The 20,583-nt window shown below is 70.9% G+C and carries 22 protein-coding genes and 1 pseudogene; 13 read left to right on the forward strand and 10 right to left on the reverse strand.

Going from position 1 to position 20,583, the window contains the following annotated elements:
* On the reverse strand, nucleotides 1–552 hold a 552-nt coding region (locus tag E1267_RS32580; protein ID WP_132338251.1), incomplete at its 3' end, for an alpha/beta hydrolase.
* Nucleotides 553–811: 259 nt separating this feature from the next.
* On the opposite strand from E1267_RS32580, the gene E1267_RS32585 reads away from it, so the two are divergent.
* Nucleotides 812–1,546, forward strand: a complete 735-nt coding sequence (locus tag E1267_RS32585) for a dienelactone hydrolase family protein (RefSeq protein WP_132338253.1) — start codon at nucleotides 812–814, stop codon at nucleotides 1,544–1,546.
* Here the strand turns inward: E1267_RS32585 and E1267_RS46770 are convergent.
* A complete protein-coding gene (locus E1267_RS46770; RefSeq protein ID WP_246064401.1) occupies nucleotides 1,534–1,701 on the reverse strand; it encodes an ABC transporter ATP-binding protein C-terminal domain-containing protein in 168 nt (55 codons plus the stop codon). The two genes, E1267_RS32585 and E1267_RS46770, sit on opposite strands and share 13 nt — an antisense overlap.
* A gap of 383 nt (nucleotides 1,702–2,084) precedes the next feature.
* On the opposite strand from E1267_RS46770, the gene E1267_RS32595 reads away from it, so the two are divergent.
* Nucleotides 2,085–3,173, forward strand: a complete 1,089-nt coding sequence (locus E1267_RS32595) for an alcohol dehydrogenase catalytic domain-containing protein (protein ID WP_132338255.1) — start codon at nucleotides 2,085–2,087, stop codon at nucleotides 3,171–3,173.
* Nucleotides 3,174–3,208: 35 nt separating this feature from the next.
* On the opposite strand, the gene E1267_RS32600 is transcribed toward E1267_RS32595, so the two are convergent.
* Nucleotides 3,209–4,273, reverse strand: coding sequence for a hypothetical protein (locus tag E1267_RS32600; protein ID WP_132338257.1), 1,065 nt, complete (start codon nucleotides 4,271–4,273; stop codon nucleotides 3,209–3,211).
* Between the two features lie 121 nt (nucleotides 4,274–4,394).
* Between E1267_RS32600 and E1267_RS46775 the strand changes: the two genes are divergently transcribed.
* From E1267_RS46775 to E1267_RS32615, 4 genes are all read left to right on the forward strand, one after another.
* Complete coding sequence (locus tag E1267_RS46775) at nucleotides 4,395–4,562, forward strand: hypothetical protein (RefSeq protein WP_246064402.1); 168 nt, start codon at nucleotides 4,395–4,397, stop codon at nucleotides 4,560–4,562.
* A gap of 35 nt (nucleotides 4,563–4,597) precedes the next feature.
* The gene (locus tag E1267_RS32605) at nucleotides 4,598–5,035 is read left to right on the forward strand and encodes a dihydrofolate reductase family protein (RefSeq protein WP_246064403.1); all 438 of its coding nucleotides are present in this window, start codon (nucleotides 4,598–4,600) and stop codon (nucleotides 5,033–5,035) included.
* Between the two features lie 180 nt (nucleotides 5,036–5,215).
* The gene (locus E1267_RS32610; RefSeq protein ID WP_246064404.1) at nucleotides 5,216–5,533 is read left to right on the forward strand and encodes a cupin domain-containing protein; all 318 of its coding nucleotides are present in this window, start codon (nucleotides 5,216–5,218) and stop codon (nucleotides 5,531–5,533) included.
* A 96-nt stretch (nucleotides 5,534–5,629) separates the two neighbouring features.
* Complete coding sequence (locus tag E1267_RS32615; RefSeq protein WP_132338259.1) at nucleotides 5,630–5,944, forward strand: hypothetical protein; 315 nt, start codon at nucleotides 5,630–5,632, stop codon at nucleotides 5,942–5,944.
* Nucleotides 5,945–5,954: 10 nt separating this feature from the next.
* Here E1267_RS32615 and E1267_RS32620 read toward each other — a convergent pair whose 3' ends face one another.
* A complete protein-coding gene (locus E1267_RS32620; protein ID WP_132338261.1) occupies nucleotides 5,955–8,174 on the reverse strand; it encodes an MMPL family transporter in 2,220 nt (739 codons plus the stop codon).
* A gap of 98 nt (nucleotides 8,175–8,272) precedes the next feature.
* On the opposite strand from E1267_RS32620, the gene E1267_RS32625 reads away from it, so the two are divergent.
* Nucleotides 8,273–8,836 (forward strand): TetR/AcrR family transcriptional regulator, encoded by a 564-nt coding sequence (locus E1267_RS32625; RefSeq protein WP_132338263.1) that lies wholly within the window; start codon nucleotides 8,273–8,275, stop codon nucleotides 8,834–8,836.
* On the opposite strand, the gene E1267_RS32630 is transcribed toward E1267_RS32625, so the two are convergent.
* A complete protein-coding gene (locus E1267_RS32630; RefSeq protein WP_132338265.1) occupies nucleotides 8,833–9,930 on the reverse strand; it encodes an ROK family transcriptional regulator in 1,098 nt (365 codons plus the stop codon). The genes E1267_RS32625 and E1267_RS32630 overlap by 4 nt on opposite strands.
* A 100-nt stretch (nucleotides 9,931–10,030) precedes the next feature.
* Between E1267_RS32630 and E1267_RS32635 the strand changes: the two genes are divergently transcribed.
* The 4 genes from E1267_RS32635 to E1267_RS32650 are packed head-to-tail and all read left to right on the forward strand — an operon-like array spanning nucleotide 10,031 to nucleotide 14,223.
* Nucleotides 10,031–11,260 (forward strand): Gfo/Idh/MocA family protein, encoded by a 1,230-nt coding sequence (locus E1267_RS32635; protein WP_132338267.1) that lies wholly within the window; start codon nucleotides 10,031–10,033, stop codon nucleotides 11,258–11,260.
* Nucleotides 11,257–12,507 carry an ABC transporter substrate-binding protein gene (locus tag E1267_RS32640; RefSeq protein ID WP_132338269.1) on the forward strand — a complete coding sequence of 417 codons (1,251 nt, stop codon included), beginning with the start codon at nucleotides 11,257–11,259 and terminating at the stop codon, nucleotides 12,505–12,507. The genes E1267_RS32635 and E1267_RS32640 overlap by 4 nt, the downstream gene beginning before the upstream one ends.
* Nucleotides 12,504–13,427, forward strand: a complete 924-nt coding sequence (locus E1267_RS32645) for a carbohydrate ABC transporter permease (RefSeq protein WP_220449782.1) — start codon at nucleotides 12,504–12,506, stop codon at nucleotides 13,425–13,427. The genes E1267_RS32640 and E1267_RS32645 overlap by 4 nt, the downstream gene beginning before the upstream one ends.
* Nucleotides 13,417–14,223: a carbohydrate ABC transporter permease gene (locus E1267_RS32650; protein WP_132338271.1), complete on the forward strand. Its 807-nt coding sequence runs from the start codon at nucleotides 13,417–13,419 to the stop codon at nucleotides 14,221–14,223. Before E1267_RS32645 ends, E1267_RS32650 begins: the two co-directional genes overlap by 11 nt.
* A gap of 18 nt (nucleotides 14,224–14,241) precedes the next feature.
* Here E1267_RS32650 and E1267_RS32655 read toward each other — a convergent pair whose 3' ends face one another.
* The 5 genes and pseudogenes from E1267_RS32655 to E1267_RS46785 form a co-directional block, all read right to left on the reverse strand.
* Nucleotides 14,242–14,403 (reverse strand): DUF6203 family protein, encoded by a 162-nt coding sequence (locus tag E1267_RS32655; protein ID WP_132338273.1) that lies wholly within the window; start codon nucleotides 14,401–14,403, stop codon nucleotides 14,242–14,244.
* A gap of 57 nt (nucleotides 14,404–14,460) precedes the next feature.
* A complete protein-coding gene (locus E1267_RS32660) occupies nucleotides 14,461–16,455 on the reverse strand; it encodes a protein kinase domain-containing protein (RefSeq protein WP_132338275.1) in 1,995 nt (664 codons plus the stop codon).
* Between the two features lie 99 nt (nucleotides 16,456–16,554).
* Entirely contained in the window at nucleotides 16,555–18,081 is a 1,527-nt protein-coding gene (locus tag E1267_RS32665; RefSeq protein WP_132338277.1) for a serine/threonine-protein kinase, read from the reverse strand.
* Between the two features lie 21 nt (nucleotides 18,082–18,102).
* Nucleotides 18,103–18,483: an LLM class flavin-dependent oxidoreductase gene (locus E1267_RS46780; RefSeq protein WP_246064405.1), complete on the reverse strand. Its 381-nt coding sequence runs from the start codon at nucleotides 18,481–18,483 to the stop codon at nucleotides 18,103–18,105.
* Nucleotides 18,484–18,566: 83 nt separating this feature from the next.
* Nucleotides 18,567–18,911: pseudogene (locus E1267_RS46785) on the reverse strand (LLM class flavin-dependent oxidoreductase); the annotation flags it as partial.
* Between the two features lie 87 nt (nucleotides 18,912–18,998).
* On the opposite strand from E1267_RS46785, the gene E1267_RS32675 reads away from it, so the two are divergent.
* Both E1267_RS32675 and E1267_RS32680 read left to right on the forward strand, forming a co-directional pair.
* Nucleotides 18,999–20,246, forward strand: a complete 1,248-nt coding sequence (locus E1267_RS32675; RefSeq protein ID WP_132338279.1) for an LLM class flavin-dependent oxidoreductase — start codon at nucleotides 18,999–19,001, stop codon at nucleotides 20,244–20,246.
* The coding region (locus E1267_RS32680; protein WP_132338280.1) for an LLM class flavin-dependent oxidoreductase at nucleotides 20,243–20,583 on the forward strand (341 nt) is incomplete at its 3' end. The genes E1267_RS32675 and E1267_RS32680, both read left to right, overlap by 4 nt.

Here is a 20,583-nt window from a genome sequence, read left to right on the forward strand (position 1 = left end):
CGGCCCGCCCCTGTCCCTGGCCAAGAGCACGGTCCCGGCGGCCAGCCCTCCACCCGCGCTGGCCCCGCCCACCGCCAGCCGGTCAGGGTCGATGCCGAGCTCGCCCGCGCTCTTGGCGGTCCAGGCCAGCCCGGCGTAGCAGTCCTCGACCGGGGCGGGATGCGGGTGCTCCGGCGCGAGCCGGTAGTCGACGGAGACCGCGACGATGCCGAGCCGCTCGACGAACCCGACCATCGACGCGTCGTCGATCTCCGGTCGGCCGAAGATCATCCCGCCGCCGTGGATCCAGTAGAGCGCCGGCCGCCTCTCTCCCTCCCCTGCCGGGCGGTAGATCCGTAACCGGACGTCCGGGGCGCCCGACGGCCCGGGGACGTGGCGGTCCTCGATCACCACGTCGGTCTCCAGGACCGGTTGCACCCCCAAGGCCTCGTCGATCTGCGCCCGGTACCGGGCGAGGTCCTCGTACGACAGCGTGGACAGGTTCATCTCCGGCAGGGGCGCCTGTTCGAGGGCCGCACGCAGCTCGGGGTCGAGATTGGCGTGGAACGCCATGAGCTTTCCTTTCCGCGGGATGTTGCGGGCTTTTCCCCGATGTTCATGGGCCCCGCCCATGTCACACAACAGGCGCCGGGTCACAATTCGCCCCTCGAACCCGCCGACGCCGGAACGGCCGCCTTTACCGCGAATCCCGATGCTCAGCCCTGCCCGAAGAAGGCCAACCACCGCCACGGCCGCTCCGCCAGGCGCGAAACCGCCGAAGCGACCCGCTGAGGGCTGGATATCGCCCCAACGCCCTGGGCATGCTGTCGGGATGTGCCATTCGACCGACAGCAGACCACCGGCGCCGCCCGTCCAGGGGGAGGTGGCCTCGCATGAGCAGATAGAGCTGACCGCCGCCGACGGCAACCGTTTCCTCGCCTACCGGGCCGAGCCCGCAGAGCCGAACGGGCGGTGCGTGGTGATCCTGCCCGACGTACGCGGTTTGCATCCCTTCTACCGCGACCTCGCCGTACGCTTCGCCGAGGCGGGATTCCCCACGATCGCGATCGACTACTTCGGCCGCACGGCGGACGGCGGCGAGCGCGACGACGACTTCGACTTCATGACGCACGTCAACCAGCTCACCCCCGAAGGGATCAGAGCCGACGTGAGGGCGGCGACCGAGGAGCTGTCGGACAGAGGGCCGGTGTTCACGGTGGGCTTCTGCATGGGCGGCTCCCAGTCGTGGCGGCAGGCGGCCGAGGGCAACGGCCTGGCCGGCGGCATCGGCTTCTACGGCGCGCTGCGCTTCATCGACCCGCCGCAGGACGGTCCTGGGGCACCGCTGCTCCTCCTCAGGGGCGGGGCCGACACGGTTTCGACGCCGGAGGAGTTCGAGGCGTACGAGGCCACACTCGACCGGGTGGGCACGGAACACGAGACGCACGTCTACGAGGGCGCGCCGCACTCGTTCTTCGACCGCTCGTACGGCGAGTGGGCCGAGGCCTGCCAGGACGCGTGGAAGCGCATCCTGTCCTTCACCGAGCGCCACGCTCAGCCCGGATAGGCGACCCTGACGACGGGGTCCTGCCTGATCTCCGCGGGCGTGCCGACGGCGATCACCTTGCCGAGGTCGAGCACGATGACGCGGTCGCAGACGTCCATGACGAACCCCATGTCGTGCTCGACCAGCAGCACGGTCGTGTCCGGCCCTCTGACCACCTCGCCGAGGCGGGCCGTCTGCCCGCCGTCCAGCCCGGAGGTGGGCTCGTCGAGCAGCAGCAGCTCCGGCCGGTCGCGAGGTCGGCGGCGATCCCGCCGCCTCCGCCGTGCCAGTCGAGCGCGGCCAGCACGTTGTCGGCCACGGTGAGCCGTCCGAACACCTGGGCGCGCTGGAACGTACGGCGCAGCCCGGCCCGCGCCCGCCTGACCGGTGACCTGCCGGTCAGGTCCCGCCCGGCGGGCCTGACCCGTCCCTCGCTCGGCCTGCGCAGCCCGGACACCATGTCGAACAGCAGCGAGCGTAAATTCGCCTGGCAGGGGTGTCGACGAGCTCCCGAGCAACCGCTTGCTCATAATCTCGGCGCCGGGTTACCGTTTGGCGCATGCTGATGCGCGCGGCCGTCCTGACCAGGTTCCACGCCCCCATGGAGATCCGCGAGGTCGAGATCGCCGACCCCGGCCCCGGCGAGGTGCGCGTACGCATCAAGGCGTCCGGCGTGTGCGGCTCCGACCTCAAGGCCATCGACGGCAGGAGCCCGGTGGCGAGCCGGCCGCCGTACATCCTCGGACACGAGAGCGCCGGGATCGTCGAGAGCGCCGGCACCGGGGTGACCACCGTCAAGCCCGGCGACCACGTCATCATCGCGATGAACGGCCCCTGCGGCCGTTGCCGCCCGTGTGGCGCGGGCCACTTCCACCTCTGTTCGGGCCCGGCCCGGCTCCCCACCATCATGGGCGGCCCGCCGCGCGTCACCCTCGACGGCCAGGAGACCCGCCGCTTCATCGGCATCGGCTCGTTCGCCGAGTACACCGTCGTCGCCGAGACCATGTGCGTACGCATCGCCGCCGACGCGCCCTCCGCCGCCATGTGCCTGCTGGCCTGCGGCGTCGTCACCGGCGTCGGCGCCGTCACGAACGTCGCCAAGGTACCGCCCGGCGCCACCGTCCTCGTCGTCGGCTGCGGCGGCGTCGGACTCAACGTCATTCAAGGGGCGGTGCTCGCGGGGGCGACCACGATCATCGCCGCCGACGTGGCCGAACCGAAGCTGAAACTGGCCGAACGCTTCGGCGCCACCCACACCCTCCTGGCCACGGACCTGCCCGGGCAGGTGGGGGAACTCGTGAAAGGCGGTGTCGACTACGCCTTCGACGCGACCGGCGCCCCCGGCGTACTGTCACAGACGTTCGCCGTCACCCGGCCCGGGGGGACGGCGGTCATGGTCGGCAGCCCACCGCAGGGCCACCCCGCGCAGATCGACACCGGCCTGCTGTTCGCCTCCCGCCGCCTCATGGGCACCCAGGGCGGCGACGCCGCGCCCCACCGCGACCTGCCCATGCTCGCGGCGCAGTACCTCCGCGGCCGCCTCGACCTCGACGGCCTCATCACGGAACGCCTGCCCCTCGACCAGATCAACGAGGCCGTCGACCACGTCCGCCAGGGCACCGTCGCCCGCACGGTCATCACCTTCTGAAACCCGGAGACCCTCGCCGCCTTGCCGAAAGCGCGCTAAGACCCGTCGCGCGTGGGGTTCGCCTCCTCCCAAACGATCAGGTCGCCCGCGAAACCGCCTTGGGACACTTCCTTCACGTGGAAGTAGGCCGCCTTACCCTCGGTTGTCTTGATGCAGTAACGGCCTCCGTGCTCCAGCGTGATGCTGCGCACCCCTTCAGCGCGGGCCGGCTCCCGGCAATCCGCGAAGCCAGGCGTGTCGGCTTTCAGCCAGGGAGCGATGAGAGCGCCCTTGTTCATGTGCATCATCGGGTAAGACCATTTCGCGATGTCGTTCTGAGGGCTCCAACCGGCCCGCTCCGGTGGGTCGCGGTCGAGATCTTTCGGCTCCAGACCGACCCTGAATCCTCCCTGATAGCGGACCGACGGGTCAGGCGTAGGAGTTGCGGAAGCGGGTGAGTCCACGACGGGCGCTTCTGACGTCCAGAGCTTGAGGTCGAGAAGGTCTCTCCCGAACGTGACCACCCCAAGGGCGACAGTGGCAAATAGGGCATAGAGGCTGATTTTCACGGGGTCCTTGTACCACGGGATTACCGCGGTTTTTTCCTCCCCGGGTGCACGGTGGACGTCCTCCTGGACGCGGACTCCGGCCCCGGGCACGAGAGGCCGGGCCGGGCGGGGTATGTGCACGGTGATGCGTGGATCCGGCCCGGATTGAAGTCTTCCGCAGGTCGGGCAGGCCGAGTGCGCGTTCTTCTTCGGCGAACCGCACCACAAGCAGCCGTCCTTCACCTTCGGGAGAAAGACCTCCTTACGAAGGAAGAACGCATGCACGGTCCCGCCGACCCACATGCCCCCGAAGTAGAGCCACATGGCGAACGTGTCACGCAGTTGATCCTCTGGAGGAGGGTTCACCCCAGGAGCGAGGATGAGGATAAAGACGAAATATCCGAAATAGCCACTTGCCGCAAACCATAGCTTCTGTCGCTGGAGTCGCGCAGCGGCTGAGCCGATGATGAAGATCGTTCCAATACCCAGGCTAATCAGCGGCACAAGAGCCCAGCCGATGCTCAGCGTCTGCCGGAGAGGCGACAGCTGAATGGGGGGATGCTGCGAGGACACGTAGGCATGATACGGATGAGACCAGGTCGTGAGCGGCCATTCTGCTCTGCGACTTTCGCGTATTTCCCGACCAGTTCTCGGCAGGAGACTGGAGCTCACGACGCGAACCGCGGATGAAGCGATGAGTTTCGCCGTGGCCGCCGGTCCATATCCCGACACGATCGACCGTTCCTGGGAGAGCAGCATGACCGTGACCTACACCTTCGACGTCTTCTCCAGCCTCGACGGCTTCGGCGGCGCCGACGCGACTGGACCGGCTACTGGGGCAAGCAGGGCCCCGAGCTCCTGAACCACCGCCTCGCCCTGTACAACGAGGACCAGCGGATGGTCTTCGGGGCCAACACCTACCGGGCGTTCGCGCGCATGCTGGCCTCCAGCACCGAGGAGTCCGAGGTGCGCGACCCGTGGGCCACGCGCATGAGGAACCTGCCGGCGACGGTGGTGTCGACCACGCTGGAAGGATCCCTCGACTGGCCGGACGCGACCGTCGTGAGCGGTGACGCCGTCGACGTCGTCGCGCGGCTGAAGGAGCAGTCCGAGGTGCCGTTGCGCTCGCACGGCAGCCTGTCGATGAACCGGGCGCTGATGGCCGCCGGTCTGGTCGACTGCGTCCACGTGACGCTGTTCCCGGTGATCACAGGCCAGACCGGACTCTCCCCGATCTTCCAGAACGCGGCCAACTTCGACCTCGAGCTGATCGGGACGCGGACGCTCGACGCCAGCATCCAGGAGCTCATCTACCGGCCCACCCTGCACGCGTGACCGCCTCCCCGCAGTGGCTGCTCGGGGCGCCGGGTTCCTAGACTTCCTCCAAATGATCAGAGGAGGCGGTATGTCCTATCCTGAGCCCCGCTACTTCGGCGAGACCGGCGAGCACAGCGGCACCTTCGCGCTCTTCGGCCGCGAGCCGGACCTGTCCATGGGGGTGGGAGGCACGCAGGGGTGCACTACCTCGCCACGGGCGGCTCCACGAACGGCGCGTACGGCCTCTACCGGTACGAGATGGGCCCGCGCCCCGGCGGCCCCGATCCGCACTTCCACCGCACCATGACCGAGTCGTTCTACGTGCTGTCGGGCACGATCCGCTTCTACAACGGCGACAAGTGTGCCGACGGCCGGCCGGGCGACTTCCTGTTCACGCCGGGCGCCCCACGGGAGTCGTACTTCGAGGAGCTCGCCGAGATCGCCACCACCGGCCGGCGGCTGAGCCCGGAGGAGTGGACGGAGCTCTACCTGCGCCACGACCAGTACATGGTGTGACGTGGACGCTCCCCGGTCGAGGTCAGGCAAAGCCACTGGAACGATGCGTGACGGATCTCTTACCGTGTGTTACCAACACCACGGAGAGGAGAGCCGGTGCACATCAGGAACGTCACCATGGCCGGGGCGCTCACAGGGCTGGTCATGACGGGGATGCAGACCCAGTCCGCCGTCGCCGGAGACGTCCACGACTTCGGCGCCCGGGGCGTGGTCATCTGGACGGAGCCCAGAGCCGGTTCGGGCCGCGCCGGCATCGGCTACGCGGGCCAGGGGTTCGAGTCGGACCGGTCGCAGGAGCACGGCCTCTACCGCTGCGACTTCTTCCAGAGCACCCTGTGGTATCACGGCCGTAACATGGCGACCGGCGTCGTGGGGTGGGTCCCCGCCTGCAACCTGACCGACTCCGACTGACAGGCGGGCCTCAGACGCCCGCCCCGGCGGGCTCGCGGCGCGGCGCGGCCGGCGTCTCGTCGGCCTCCTCGTGACCCTCCACCGACAGGTTCGGCAGGATGCGGTCGAGCCAGCGCGGGCACCACCAGTTGAGCCGCCCCAGCAACACCATGGTGGCCGGCACGAGAAAGCCCCTGATGAGGGTGGCGTCCACCGCGATGGCCACGGCCAGCCCGACGCCGAACGTCTTGACCAGGGGGTCCGGATACGCGACGAACGCGACGAACACCGCCACCATGATGAGGGCGGCCGAGGTGATGACGCGGCCCGTCGACCCGAGCCCCTCCGCCACCGACCGCGCGTTGCCGCCGTGCCGCTGGTAGGCCTGCCGCACCGCCGTCAGCAGGAACACCTCGTAGTCCATCGACAACCCGAACAGCACCGCGAACAACATGAGCGGCACGTAGCTCTCGATCGGCACCGAGAAGAAGATGGTCTGCAGGTATGACGAGCCGGCCGGCGGGTCCATGCCCACGAGCCCGCTGCCCAGACCGATGGAGAACACCATCGCCAGCGCGCCGAACGCGGCCCCGAGCGAGACGAGGTTCATCACCGCCGCCTTGATCGCGACGATGGGCGCGCGGAAGGCGAGCAGCAGGAGCAGCGCGCTCAGCAGCACGACCACGCCGATGACCAGCGGGGTGCGTTCGGCCATGCGGTCGCCCGCGTCGGTGAGCCCGGCGACCTCGCCGCCGACGTGCAGGCGCACGCCGGGCAGCACGACGTCCCTGATGTCCCTGACCACGCCGGCGGCGCGGGGGTCGCTCGGGGCGTAGTCGGTGACGACCTGCAGCAGTACGGACCGGCCCGAGGTGTTCACCTTGGCTTCGCCGACGTGGGCGGTGCCCTCGACGTCGTCGACGGCGCGGGTGACGTGGCCGACGATGGGGTCGCCGGAGTCGGCGACCTTCGAGGGCAGCTCGGCGACCACGATCAGCGGCCCGTTCGCGCCGGGCCCGAAGCCGGCGGCCATCAGCTCGTACGCCCGCCGCGACTCCGAGCCCTGGGTGCCGTACCCCTCGTCGAGGGGACCGAGTTTCAGCGCCAGCGCGGGCGCGGCCAGCGCTCCCAGGACGAGCACGCCGGCGAGCAACACCCGCCACGGCCGGCGGGCGACCCAATGGCCGAGCCCGGCCCATCCGGCGCCGGCCCCGTCGGCGCCGCGCAGGAACGGCACCTTCAGCGCGTTGACGCGGTGGCCGAGCAGCCCGAGCAGGGCGGGGACGAGCGTGATGGAGGTCAGTACGGCGGCGACGACGGAGATGCCGGTGACCCAGCCGAGCGTGGCCAGCAGGGGGAAGCCGGCCAGCGTCAGCGCGCTCAAGGCGATGATCACGGTGCCGCCGGCGAACACGACGGCCCCGCCCGAGCTGGACACGGTACGGCGTACGGACTCCACGACCGGCACTCCAGCGGCGAGCAGCCGACGGTGGCGGGACAGCAGGAACAGCGCGTAGTCGATGCCCACGCCGAGCCCGATCATCGTGGCCATGATGCCGGCCTGCTTGGGCATGTCGACCACCCACCCGAGCAGCCCGATGAGGCCCAGCCCCGAGGCCACGCTGACCAGCGCGGTGAAGATCGGGATGAGCGCGGCCACCAGCGTCCCGAACGCGAACACCAGCACGAGCAGCGCGCACACCACGCCGATGACCTCGCTGGGCCCGGTCTTGATCTCCTTGTCGGCGGGTGTGGAGCTGTCCGCGGGCACCACCTCGATCCCGGCGGCCCGCGCCGGGTCCGCGGCCTTCGACAGGCTCTGGGCGAGTTCGGCGATCTTGCCGCTGTCGTGCCCCTCCATGCGGATGCCGATGAGCCCGATCTGCAGGTTGGAGGCGATCCCGCCGGCGCGGTACGGCGAGTCCACCTGCACGACGTGCGGCATGGCCCGCAGCCGGTCGACGGCCCGCTCGACGGCACGTTTGCGCGCGGCGTCGGTGAGGCGGCCGTCGGCGGCGTAGAGGACGAGCTGCACCGTGCCGCCGCCGGCATGGCCGGGCCCGAAGCCGGCCTTCAGCAGGTCGTGCGCGCGTTGCGCGCCGGTGCCGGGGATGCTGGCGTCGTTGCTGGTGGGAGCGGCGAAAACGAGGCTGCCGCCCATCAGCGCGGCCGCCAGGACCACCCAGAGGGCGAGCACCGCACGCCCGTGCCCCGCGCACCAGCCGCCCAGCCGTCCCAGCAACCGTGTCATCGCTCTGCCCCCACTCGACGGCCGTCCAGTACGGTCGTACAGCACTACGATAAAGCGGGACATATTGGGAAGGCTGTCTCCCATAGGGAAATGAGACGATGACCACAGCCGACGACACCCGCACCCGGATCCTGGCCGCCGCCCGCGAGTTGTTCGCCGAGCGCGGTTACGCGGCCACGTCGCTGGCCGACATCGCCGCCGCCGTCGGCCTGACCAAGACCGCCGTCGCCTACCACTTCCACCCCAAGGACCGCCTGGCGGCCGAACTGCTCTCGCCGGCGGCCGACGACATGCTGGCGCTGCTCGGCGCCGGCCACGAAAGCCGGGACGACTTTGTCGACGCCCTGGTCGGGTTCGCGGTGCGCTACCGCTCGGTGATCCGCCTGTTCATGGAGGACCTGGCGGGCGACGACTCCGTCTCCCCCGTCTCGCCCGGCTCGGAGCGCGCGGTGATCAGGACGTTCAGGGACGAGATCTTCGCCAAGCTCGTGGGCGACGACCCCGGCCCGGAGACCAGGCTCAAGGGCTGGGCCCTGCTGGGCGCGCTGCAGTGGGGCACCGTCAAGACCATGGACCTGCCGGAGGAACAGGTCAGGGCGGCCATGCTGGAGTCCTGTCAGGCGATCTGGCGGGATGCATCACCCTCCGAACAGGGCGGCTAGAGGCCGAGGATCTCCTGCTCCACGTGGGAGAGCGCGAGACGTACCGCCCCCAGCGCCACCCCCTCGTCCCCGAACGTGGACGCCACCACCTCCGGAACGCTCACGCACAGCTCGGCCAGGTGCCGCCGAACCGGTTCGAGCAGCACGTCGCCCACCCGTGCGTGGCCGCCGCCCAGCACCAGCAGGTCGGGGTCGACGGCCAGGGCGAGCGCCGAGGCGCCGATGGCGAGGGTTTCGGCATAGCGATCGACCCGGCGGCGGGCGTCACGGTCGCCCCGCAGCGCCGCCTCGAACACCTCGGCCGCGGAGGCGTCCTTGACCAGTTCGCGGGCGGCGTCCTCCCAGCCGACCTGGCGCAGCGTGCCGATCTCGCCAGCCGCCCCCGCGCGGCCCGGGTGCAGCCGGCCGCCGATCAGGATGCCGGCGCCCACCCGGCGGCCCATCATGACGTACACGACGTCGGAGGCGTGCCGGGCGCTGCCGCGCCAGTGTTCTGCGAGCGCGGCGAGATTGGCGTCGTTGGCCGCCAGCGCGGTGCAGCCGAACCAGCGCCCGGCCAGGCCCGCCAGGTCGACGCCCGTCCAGCCGGGCAACGTGATCGACAACGACACGCGCCCGGTGCGGTCGACGATGCCGGAGGTGCCCGCCGCCACGGCCCACACCCGGGTGCGCGCGATGCCGGCGCCGTCCACGCAGGCCAGGCAGGCGCGGCGGGCGGCGTCCAGGCGTTCGTGGGCGGCGGCGTCGGCGTCGACCTCGGCCCGCTCCCAGGCGATCACCTCGCCGCCGAGGTCGGCCAGCGCGGCCACGATGGTGTCGCCGCCGACCTCCACGCCCACCACGTGACCGGCGTCGGCGCGGAACCCGAAACGCCGCGCGGGCCGCCCCATCGCTCCCTCGTCGGGCGGCACCTCCTTGACGTAGCCGCGTTCGCCCAGCTCGTCGAGGACCGCCTCGACCGTCTGCCTGGACAGGCCGGTGATGCGGCCGAGCTGCGTCAGTGTGGCCACGCCCTCGCGGCGCAGGGCCCTGAGCGTGGCCTGGGTGTTCACCTTGCGCAGCAGCGACGCGTCACCCGGCCGGAGCTCGGTCACTTATGAGACCCTTCCCCATAACTTCCCTATTGACGACTACCAGCCCGGATCTTAGCATCAGCCGACATACGTGAAATGGTTACATAAGTGAGGGAGCTGGATGGTCACGCTCGCCATCGTCGGCGCGGGCTCACGGGGCGCCTCCTACGCCGGCCACGCCGTCGAGACCGGCCGGGCGCGCGTGGTCGCGGTGGCCGACCCGCTCGCCCGCCGCCGCGCCGGCTTCCCCGACGCGACCCCGTACGCCGGCTGGCGCGAGCTGGCCGCGCTGCCCCGCCAGGCGGACGCGGTCGTCATCGCCACCCAGGACCGCGAGCACGTCGAGCCGGCCGTGCGCTTCGCCGAGCTGGGCTACGACATCCTGCTGGAGAAGCCGATGGCGGTCTCGGAGGACGACTGCCACGCGATCGTACGAGCCGCCGAACGCTCCGGCGCGGTGTTCGCCGTCTGCCATGTGCTGCGCTACACGCCGTACACCAGGGCGCTGAAAGCGCTGCTCGACGCGGGCCGGATCGGCGAGATCGTCAGCATCCAGCACCTGGAGCCCGTCGGCTGGTGGCACCAGGCGCACTCGTACGTGCGGGGCAACTGGAGGCGGGCCGACGAGTCGACGTTCATGCTGCTGGCCAAGTCCTGCCACGATCTCGACTGGCTGGTGTACCTGACGGGCCGGCAGGTCACCCGCGTCTCGTCGTTCGGCGGGCTGAAGCACTTCCGCCCGGACAACCGTCCGGAGGACGCCGCCGACCGCTGCCTCGACTGCCCGGCCGAGCGGGGCTGCCCCTACTCGGCCAAGCGCATCTACCTGCCGCTCGCGGGCACGGACGAGTGGCCGCTGTCCGTGATCACCGACGACGTCTCCGAGCAGGGGGTGCTGGAGGCGCTCAGGACAGGCCCGTACGGCAGGTGCGTCTACGCCTGCGACAACGACGTGGTCGACCACCAGGTCGTGAACCTGGAGTTCGAGGGCGGCGCGACGGCGGCGTTCACGATGACGGCGTTCACCCCGGCGCTGCACCGGCAGACCCGCGTCTTCGGCACCCACGGCTCCATCGACGGCGACGGCGACCGCCTGACCGTGACCGACTTCGTCACCGGGCGCTCGGAGACCGTCGACACCCGGCCCACCGGCGACGCGACGGCGAGGGGCGGGCACGGCGGCGGCGACCGGGCGCTGGTCGAGGCGTTCCTGACCGCGGTGGCCACGAGAGACCGCGCGCCGATCCTCTCCTCGCCCGGCGAGAGCCTGCACAGCCACCTCATCGCCTGGGCGGCCGAGCGGTCGCGGCTGCGCGGCGAGACCGTATCCCTGGAAGGAACCCCCCGTTGAAGGCAACCCACATCGCCGCCGCGCTGGTGCTCGGCGCGGGACTGGCAGGCTGCGGCTCGACGACTCCCGCGAGTGCTCCGGCCGAGCAGGAAGGCGGCGGGCGCGGCCCGATCACGTTCCTCGGCGGAAAGTTCGAGGCCGAGTCCGTACAGAAGATCGTCGACGCCTGGAACGCCGCGCACCCGGACGAGAAGGCGACGGTCGTGCTGCTGCCGGAGAGCGCCGACGAGCAGCGCCGCAAGCTCATCCAGAGCGCGCAGACCAAGTCGGACACCGGCGACGTGATCCTCATCGACGCCGTGTGGACCAGCGAGTTCGCCGCGAACCGGTGGGTGGACGAACTGAAGCTCGACACGACCGGCTTCCTCCCCACCACCATCGAAACAGTGAAATATCGCGACAAGCTCTATGCGATGCCGCTGTTCACCGGCACCGGCCTGCTCTACTACCGCACCGACCTGGTCAAGGAGCCGCCCAAGACCTGGGACGAGATGAAGCGGATCTGCGCGGACGTCCTGCCCGGGCAGAAGGGCATGAGCTGCTACGCCGGCCAGTTCGACAAGTACGAAGGCCTCACCGTGAACTTCGCCGAGGCCGTCTCCTCGGCCGGCGGCCGGCTGCTCGACGACGCCGGCAAACCCCAGGTCACCAGCGAAGCGGCGAAGCAGGCGGCGCGGTTCCTCGCCGACGGGTTCACCAGCGGCATGATCCCTAAGGAGGCGATCACGTACAAGGAGGAAGAGGGGCGGGTCGCCTTCCAGGAGGGCAAGCTGCTCTTCTACCGCAACTGGGCCTACGGCTACGAGGCCGCGCAGAAGACCGACGGCTCCAGCGAGGTCGCCGGCAAGTTCGACGTGGCGCCCATCCCCGGGCTGAACGGCCCCGGCGCGGGCACGCTGGGCGGCAACAACCTGGCCGTCTCCGCCTTCTCCAAGCACGAGCAGACCGCCAGGGACTTCGTCGCGTTCATGACCAGCGCCGCCCAGATCAAGGCGTTCGCGCAGACCAGTTCGATGCCGGTGGCGCGGACCGCGATCTACGAGGACCCCGAGCTGGTCAAGAAGTACCCGTACCTGCCGGCGCTCAAGGAGGGCATCCTCGCCGCCGTACCGCGCCCCGCGGCCGTCAGGTACGGCGACGTGACCGCCGCCATCCAGGAGTCCGCGTACGCCATCGTCACCGGCGACAAGCCCGTCGACCAGGCGCTGACCGAGCTGCAGTCGGCCCTCGGCCCGCTGCTGACGTGAGAGCGCGCCACCCGGCGCCGCGCGGCCAGTCGTGGACGGCCGCGGCCATGCTGTCACCCACCATGGTCGTGCTGGCGCTCGTGGTCTTCTACCCGCTGGTCGCGGCCATGCGCGAGTCGTTCTACGAGAGCGGCCAGCGGCTCGACGCGGACGGGTTCGTCGTGGAGGGCGAATGGTTCGCCGGGCTCGCCAACTACGCGGGCGTGGTGGAGCAGCGCTTCCTGAACGCCGCGCTCAACACCACCCTGTTCACCGTGGTGACCGTGGCGCTGGAGGTCGTGCTCGGGATGGCCATGGCGCTGGTCATGCGGCGAGCCTTCAGGGGGCGGGCGGTCCTGCGGGCGAGCATTCTCATTCCGTGGGCGGTTCCGACCGCGGTCGCGGGCCTGATGTGGAAGTGGATCTTCCAGGCGGACGGGGTGGCCAACACCCTGCTCGGCACCGACATCCTCTGGACCGCCGACGGCCCCTGGGCCAAGCTCGCCGTGATCGTCGCCGACACCTGGAAGACCGCACCCTTCGTCGGCCTGCTCGTGCTGGCCGGGCTGCAGATCATCCCGTCCAGCGTGTACGAGGCCGCCAAGGTCGACGGCTCGACCCCCTGGCAGACCTTCTGGCGCATCACGCTGCCGCTGGTCAAGCCCGCCCTCCTGGTGGCCGTGCTGTTCCGGCTCATGGACGCGCTGCGCATCTTCGACCTGCCGTACGTGCTGGTCGGGCCGCGCAAGCAGTCCGTGGAGACGCTCTCGGGGCTCATCTGGGACGAGGCGACCCGGGTGCACTACGGGCCCGCGTCCGCGTACGGGACGGCGTTGTTCTGCTACATCGCGATGATCACGTTCGTGTTCGTCAAGCTGCTCGGGGCCGACCTGCTGAGCGACGTGCGCTCGCGCGGGAAGGAGGCCCGCGATGTGGCGTAGGGCCGGGATGATCGGCATCGCGCTGTACTGTCTCGTGCCGTTCTACTGGATGGTGGTGTCGAGCTTCCGCCGCACCGCCGACATCCACGACAAGTCGCCGCTGCCCGCGCCGTGGTCGCTGGAGAGCTACGAGGCGGTCTTCGCCGAGGGCATGGGCTTCGGCCGGTCGCTGGTCAACAGTCTCGTCGTCGCGGGCACGACCACGGCGGTCACCCTCCTGGTCGGCACCATGGCGGCGTACGCGCTGGCCCGGCTGGTCTTCCGCGGCAAGAACGTCATCCTGGCCCTCGTGATCGCCGTGTCCATGTTCCCCGGGGCGCTGCTCATCGTGCCGCTGCTGAAGTTGTTCACGACGATCGGCTGGATCAACACGTACCAGGCGATGATCGTCCCGTCGATGTCCTTCGCCCTGCCGCTGACCATCTGGAACCTGACGACGTTCTTCCGGCAGCTGCCGTACGAGCTGGAGCAGGCGGCCATGATCGACGGCTGCACCGCCTTCGCCGCCTTCCGCCGCGTCATGCTCCCCCTGGCGGCGCCGGGTGTCTTCACCACGGCGATCCTGGCCTTCATCGCGACCTGGAACGAGTTCATCATCGCCGTCACCATGGTCAACGACCAGTCCCGTCAGACGGCCACGGTGCGGATCGCCCAGTTCACCGGGGCAGCCAAGTTCGACACGCCGTTCGGCACGCAGATGGCGGCGGGCGTGCTGGTGACGATCCCGCTGGTGCTCCTGGTGCTGTTCTTCCAGCGCCGCATCGTCGCGGGGCTGACGGCGGGTGCGCTGAAGTGACCGCGCCGGCCGGGCGGGTCACCGGTGGGTGGTCACCTGCCGCTGCGAACGCCGCGCCTCCTCCTCCTCGCGTTGCCGCCTGCGCCGCCGGTTCAGGAACCAGCCGACCCCGAGGAGGGCCAGGCCCCAGGGGGTCCGGGCCAGCCAGCGCGCCGCCATGAGTTTGAAGAGCTTCGTCATGAGCCCTCAACTGCCCCGGTACGGACGGCGCACGCCCCCGGCTGCCGCCGAACCGCGTCATTCGCCGGGGACCTGGCGGCTCGGGGTCGGCGAAGGCTCCTCACCGGGGTCCGGCGGGCCCGTCTGACCGGCCACGCCGACGACGATCAGCACCGCGGCTCCCGGCCTGGCGCAACTGCCGGCCTTCATGCTCTGGCGCAGGATCGTGCCGACCCGCGCCTCGTCCTCCACCATCTGCCCCCGCTCCCGCGCCTGGAAGCCGGCGTCCCGCAGCGCCGCCCGCCCGTCCGCCTTGGCCCGGCCGACGACGGGCGGCACGGCCGTGCCGCGGCGGGACAGCGTGAGGTTGACCGCGGTGCCGCCGGCGACGCGGCTGCCCGCTCCCGGATCGCTGCCGACCACCTGCCCGCTGGGCTGTTCGGAGCAGGTGTGGCCGATCGTCCCGACGGCGAGACCCGCGTCGGTCAGGGCGGCCTCGGCGGCCTCGCGCCGCTTGCCGGTGACCGAGGGCACCGCCAGCCCCTTCGACACCTCAAGCGCGACCTCGCTGCCCGTGGCCGCCTCCGCGCCGGAGGCGGGCTCGGTGCTGAGCACCCGGCCGATCTTCTCCGGCGAGTCGGTCTCGGTGACCGCGCCCAGTGCCAGGCCGGCCTTCTTGAGCGCCTTGGTCGCCCCGCCCTTGCTCATGCCGACCAGCGAGGGCACCGGCACGGTGGCCGGGCGGGTCACCGGGGGCGGCTTCGAGACAGGCGTCGAGGGGGGCGCGCTCTGCTTCTGGGACGATCTGATCCTGATCGGGGTGGACTCGCCGATCGGCGACTGGGTGTGCACCGGCGGCTGCGTGCCGGGGAGCCGCGGCCCGGCCTGTGCGCCCCGTTGCTGGTCGAACGTCGGGATGAGCACGGTGAGCAGCACGGCGGCGCTCACCGTGAGCGCCGCGCAGACCGCGACGGCGGCCCTCGGCCAGCCCCGCCTCGGGGTCTGTCCCGTGGACGTGCCCGGCCCGGACCGCGACGCCTCGGGCGGCCGTCCCACCCGCGCCCACCCGGAGCTCCCTGACGTACGGGGGCCCCGAGCGCCGGAGCCTCCCCGCGCGTCCCCGCTGGCCTCTCCAGGCGCCGAGTCCGGCGAGCCGGGCAGAACGTAACCGCCGGACGCGCCCGTCGCCTCCGGCTCGGCCATCGGCGTGCGCGGCTCGGGCACCAGCGGCGAAACGGTCCGCAGGACGGGGACGGGCGGCGAGCTCAGCACACCGTCAGCGTCGCCCAGCAGCGCGAACAGCAGCTCCCTGCTGGTCGGCCGGTTGCGGGCGTCCTTGTCCAGGCACGACTCCACCAGCGTGCGCAGCCGGCCGTCCAGCAGGCCGAGCTCGGGCGGCGCGGTCAGGATGCGGTGCAGCACGGGCGCGACGGAGTCCTGCCCGAACGGAGCCGTCGCGTTGGCCGCGAAGCACATCGTCGCGCCCCACGAGAACACGTCCGCCGCTCCGGTGACCGCCGACGCGGTGATCTGCTCGGGCGCCATGTACGCGGGCGTCCCCACGCCCCTGCCGCTCACCGTCGCCGCCGCGTCCAGCGCCTTGGCCAGGCCGAAGTCGATCACTCGCGGCCCGTCGGGGCCGAGCAGCACGTTCTGGGGCTTGAAGTCGCGGTGCACGATCCCCGCCTGGTGGATCGCCAGGAGCGCGGTGGCGGTGCCGACGGCGAGCCGTTCGAGCGCGCCGCCGCGGCGGGGCCCGGTGAGCGCGACCTCCCGCTGCAGTGAGGGGCCGTCGACGTATTCGCTCACGATGTAGGGCCGGCCCTCGTCGAACCCCGCGTCGATGACCTGCGCCGTGCAGAACCGCGCGACGTGCTTGGCCAGCTCCACTTCCCGCAGGAACGCCGCCCGCTCGTCGCCCACCGGTCCGTGCAGCAGCTTGACCGCGTATCTTTCCCCGCCCCTCGTTCCGAGGAACACCGCACCCTGACCGCCCTCGCCCAGGCGCCCGGAAAGTGTGTACTCCCCGAGCCGCTGCGGGTCCCCCGTCCTGAGCGGCTGTGCCGTAGGCACGGGCACCCTCCCCTCGCCGCCTGTTCTCTACTGAAGGCAACGGGCCGCCTGCAGTCAACCATGCTCAGGCGATTCGCTGCCTGACCGTGATACAGCAGGTCAGGAGGTACGGGCGACCTTGCCCGAATACGTAACCTCGTCCTCACCGTGGCGGGTGACCTTGATGGCCATCTGGTTAGTGTCGCCCGTCGGGAGCAGCCTCAGCGTCCCCGGATGGCACTCCTTGCCCTCCACCTGATCGAGGGTGAACACGAGCCGGCTGCCCGTCTCTCCGATCCGTCCGGAGCAGTGCAGATCCGCTCCCCATCGCATCGCGCCGACGCCGTCCTCGCGTACGCGTAGTTCGACGGGGAAGACGCGTTTCGCGGTGGGGTGCTCGGCCGAGCCCGTCCAGGTGCCTTCCAGCCCGGAGCCCTCGGCGCCGCGCAACCAGAACACGAACCCGGCCACGCCCATGGCGAGCCCGGCCAGCGCCACGACGACCTGCCAGAGCCGCATCCGCCTCGGCCGCGCTCCAGGGGCTCGCACCTCGCCGTCCGCTTCCCGGCCGGCGAGGTCCGCCCCACCGGGCGCGGTGCCGCCCGTCTGCGAGCCCATCCGGCCGGACGCTCCGACCTGCCCCGCGGTGTCACGGCGGGCGGAGGCGCCGGCCGTCTCGTGAACGCGTACGACGGGGAAACTCGTCGTCGGGTCGGGATCGGTGATCACGATCTCGTCCTGTCCGGCGACGCCCACGGCGGCCATGGCCCCGGACCTCAGCACGTCCTGTCCGGCGACGCCCACGGCGGCCATGGCCCCGGACGTCAGCACGTCCTGCTCGCCGGCCGCCTGCTGCCCCAGCAGCCGCAGCAGCACCTCCTCGGCGCTCGGCCGGTCACCCGGCTCGGGCGCCAGGCAGGCCTGCACGATCTCACGCAGCGCGCCGTGCAGCGGTCCCAGGTCCGGCTTGCCGTACAGGACCCTGGCCAGCACCTCCCGGTGGGTCTCCGCCGTGAAGGCGTGCCGGCCGCTGGCGGTGTAGGCGACGGTCAGTCCCCAGGCCCACAGGTCGGCGGGCGGCCCCGCGGGCTCCCCGTGGATACGCTCGGGCGCCATGTAGGCCGGGGTTCCCACAGGGATGTGGCCGGTGGTCGCCGTGGTGTTGACGAGCCTGGACACGCCGAAGTCGATCACGCGCGGCCCGTCGATGCCGAGCAGCACGTTGCCCGGCTTGAAGTCGCGGTGCACGACGCCGGCGCGGTGGATGGCGCCGAGGGCGGTGGCGGTGCCGATGGCCAGGCGGTCGAGCGAGCCGCCCTGGCGGGGCCCCTCGGCGATCACGTGCTCGCGCAGCGAGGGCCCTTCGACGTACTCGCTGACCAGGTAGGGCCGGTCGCCTTCGAGGTCGGCCTCGATCAGCTGGGCCGTGCAGAAGGCCGCCACCCGGCGCACGGCCTCGACCTCGCCGAGGAAACGGCGGCGTACGTCGGGGTCGCCCGACAGGCTGGCGCGCAGGAGCTTGATCGCCACCTTGCCGCCCTGCGGGGACTCGCCGAGGTACACGACGCCCTGGCCGCCCTGGCCGAGCCTGCGTGTCAGCCGGTACGGCCCCAGTCGCCGCGGATCATCGGCACGAAGCTCGGACATACGTCGCCATTATGCCCGTCCTCAGGTGAGGGTCGCGTATTGGTCGAGAAAGCGCAGCACCTCGTCCGCGGACCCGCTCGGCAGCGCCGCCACGGCCTCCTCGATGCCGAGACCGGCGAAGTAGTCGAGCTTCTCCTTCGTCGGCCTTGTCCCGAACGGTATCACTTCGGCCATCGGCCGCCCGGCCTTCTCGCAGGCTTCGCGCAACGCGGGCAGCGCCGCCTTGACGCCGTGGCCGCCGATGGGCATCCAGCCGTCGGCGTACTCGGCGACGTGCGCGAACAACGCCGGGCCCGCGCCGCCGCCCACGTACACGGGGAGGTCCCGCACCGGTTTGGGCCAGGACCAGGACGGCTCGAACCCGTCGAACGAGGCCACCTCGTCGCGCCACAACGCCCGCATCGCCAGCACGTTGCGCTGGCGACCTCGCGGCGGCGGCCGTACGGGACCCCGTGGTTCTCGATCTCCTCGACGTTCCAGCCGAACCCGACGCCGACCACCACGCGCCCGCCGGACAGATGGTCGAGGGTGGAGATGGCCTTGGCGGTCACGATGGGATCGCGCTGGGCGGCGAGCAGGATGCCGGTGCCGAGGCGCAGCCACTCGGTCGCGGCGGCGGCGAAGGAGAGGGCGACGAGGGGGTCGAGGGTGCGCTTGTACTCCTCGGGCAGCTCCGGCTGCCCGCCCGCGGGAGGGGTGCGGCGTGAGACCGGAATGTGGGTGTGCTCGGGCAGGTAGAGGGAGGACAGGCCGCGCTCCTCCGCCGCCCTGGCCAGGTCCTGGACCGGCATGGCCAGGTCCGTCGCGAACATCGTGACCCCGAGCCTCATGGGAGCCTCCCATCGTGACCAAGCGATTGCTCGGTTAAGATTTCCAGAGTACCTTGCAGAAGACCATCCGCGGAGAGAGGCCCAACGGTGAAGTTCTCTATCTTCCTGAATCCGCAGATCCCCGGCTCTGGCTACGCGGCCGAGGAGAACGCCAAGGCCAAGCGGCCCATCGGGCGTGACACGGAGTCGTACCAGAGGCTGCTGCACGAGGTGCGGGAGATAGCCGTCCACGCCGACCAGGTCGGGTTCGACGCGCTGATGATGACCGAGCACCATTTCCATTCGGAGGGCATGGAGTTCTCGGTCAACCCGCTGATGTTCCTCACCGACCTGGCGGCCAGGACCGAGCGCATCCTGCTGGCGCCGCTCGGCCTGGTGCTGCCCGCGTGGGACCCGATCAGGGCCGCCGAGGACGTTGCGCTGCTCGACCAGTTCTGCAAGGGACGGCTGCGCCTCGGCGTCGCCCGCGGCTACCAGAACCGCTGGATGAACGTGCTGGGCCAGCGCTGGCACGCCGCCGCCGCCCGCTCCGACGGCTCGGCCTCCGACACCCGCAACTTCGACGTCTTCGGCGAGGTCCTGAAGATCATGAAGCTCGCGTGGACCCAGGAGACGTTGCGCTACAAGTCCGACGTGCTGGACTACCAGGTGCCCTACCCGTACGAGGGCATCGAGGGCTGGCCGGCCCAGGAGTGGACCAGGACCTTCGGCGCGCCCGGCGAACTGGCCGACGACGGCACGGTGCAGGCCGTCTCCGTCTGCCCCAGGCCGTACCAGAACCCGCACCCCGAGCTGTGGCAGCCGTTCACGATCTCCGACCGGTCGGTCATCAGGGCCGCCCAGGAGGACATCCTGCCGTGGATGTTCACCCCCAACCCCGACGACCACGCCCAGAAGGCCAGGCTCTACCAGGAGGAGTCCGCCAAACAGGGCCGCCACTACAAGCTGGGCGAGCACACCGGCATCCTCAAGATCGTCGGCATCGCCGACACCACCGAGGAGGCCGTCAACACGTTCGGCCGCAGCATCCCCAAGGACTTCGCCGCCTTCTTCGGCCCCTTCGGCTACCTCGAGGTGCTGCGGAAGAAGGAGGACGAGAAACACGAGCCCATCTCCCCGGAGAAGGGCGACGCCAAGCGCATGAACGACGTGGAGATGGCGCTCTTCGGCACCCCCGACGACGTCAAGCGCGGCATCCAGCGCATGCTCGACCGGATGCCCGACCTGGAGTGGTTCGGCCTCTACATGCAGGGCCAGCAGGGCGTGCTGCCGCTCGACACGGTCAAGCGCAACCTCGAACTGTTCGCCACCAAGGTCGCCCCGGAGTTCCGATGAAGATGTGGCTCGGGGCCTCGTTCTCCGACACCGACCAGTTCGTGGAGCTGGCGAGAGCCGCCGAGAGGTGCGGCTTCGACACGCTGACGCTGTCCGACCATCTCTTCTACGCCGACTTCGAGACGCCCTACCCGTACTCGAAGTCCGGGCGGCCCCGCTGGAACGCCCGGACGCACTGGCCGGACGTGTGGGTGACGATCGGGGCCATGTCGGCGGTGACCACGTCGCTGCGCTTCGCCCCCAACGTCTACATCGCCCCGGTCCGCGACCTGTTCACCGTGGCCAAGCAGGTGTCCACGGCGGCGGTGCTGTCGCGGGAGCGGGTGACGTTCGGGGT

The organism is Nonomuraea longispora (genome assembly GCF_004348345.1).
In the GTDB taxonomy this organism is placed as follows: domain Bacteria; phylum Actinomycetota; class Actinomycetes; order Streptosporangiales; family Streptosporangiaceae; genus Nonomuraea; species Nonomuraea longispora.

What these genes read in the sequence shown, in the direction of transcription:
- E1267_RS32585 (WP_132338253.1), top strand. Translation starts at nt 812, where the DNA reads ATGTGCCATTCGACCGACAGCAGACCACCGGCGCCGCCCGTCCAGGGG.
- E1267_RS32595 (WP_132338255.1), top strand. Translation starts at nt 2,085, where the DNA reads ATGCTGATGCGCGCGGCCGTCCTGACCAGGTTCCACGCCCCCATGGAG.
- E1267_RS46775 (WP_246064402.1), top strand. Translation starts at nt 4,395, where the DNA reads ATGAGTTTCGCCGTGGCCGCCGGTCCATATCCCGACACGATCGACCGT.
- E1267_RS32605 (WP_246064403.1), top strand. Translation starts at nt 4,598, where the DNA reads ATGGTCTTCGGGGCCAACACCTACCGGGCGTTCGCGCGCATGCTGGCC.
- E1267_RS32620 (WP_132338261.1), bottom strand. Translation starts at nt 8,174, where the DNA reads ATGACACGGTTGCTGGGACGGCTGGGCGGCTGGTGCGCGGGGCACGGG.
- E1267_RS32625 (WP_132338263.1), top strand. Translation starts at nt 8,273, where the DNA reads ATGACCACAGCCGACGACACCCGCACCCGGATCCTGGCCGCCGCCCGC.
- E1267_RS32635 (WP_132338267.1), top strand. Translation starts at nt 10,031, where the DNA reads ATGGTCACGCTCGCCATCGTCGGCGCGGGCTCACGGGGCGCCTCCTAC.
- E1267_RS32650 (WP_132338271.1), top strand. Translation starts at nt 13,417, where the DNA reads ATGTGGCGTAGGGCCGGGATGATCGGCATCGCGCTGTACTGTCTCGTG.
- E1267_RS32655 (WP_132338273.1), bottom strand. Translation starts at nt 14,403, where the DNA reads ATGACGAAGCTCTTCAAACTCATGGCGGCGCGCTGGCTGGCCCGGACC.
- E1267_RS32665 (WP_132338277.1), bottom strand. Translation starts at nt 18,081, where the DNA reads ATGTCCGAGCTTCGTGCCGATGATCCGCGGCGACTGGGGCCGTACCGG.
- E1267_RS46780 (WP_246064405.1), bottom strand. Translation starts at nt 18,483, where the DNA reads ATGCGGGCGTTGTGGCGCGACGAGGTGGCCTCGTTCGACGGGTTCGAG.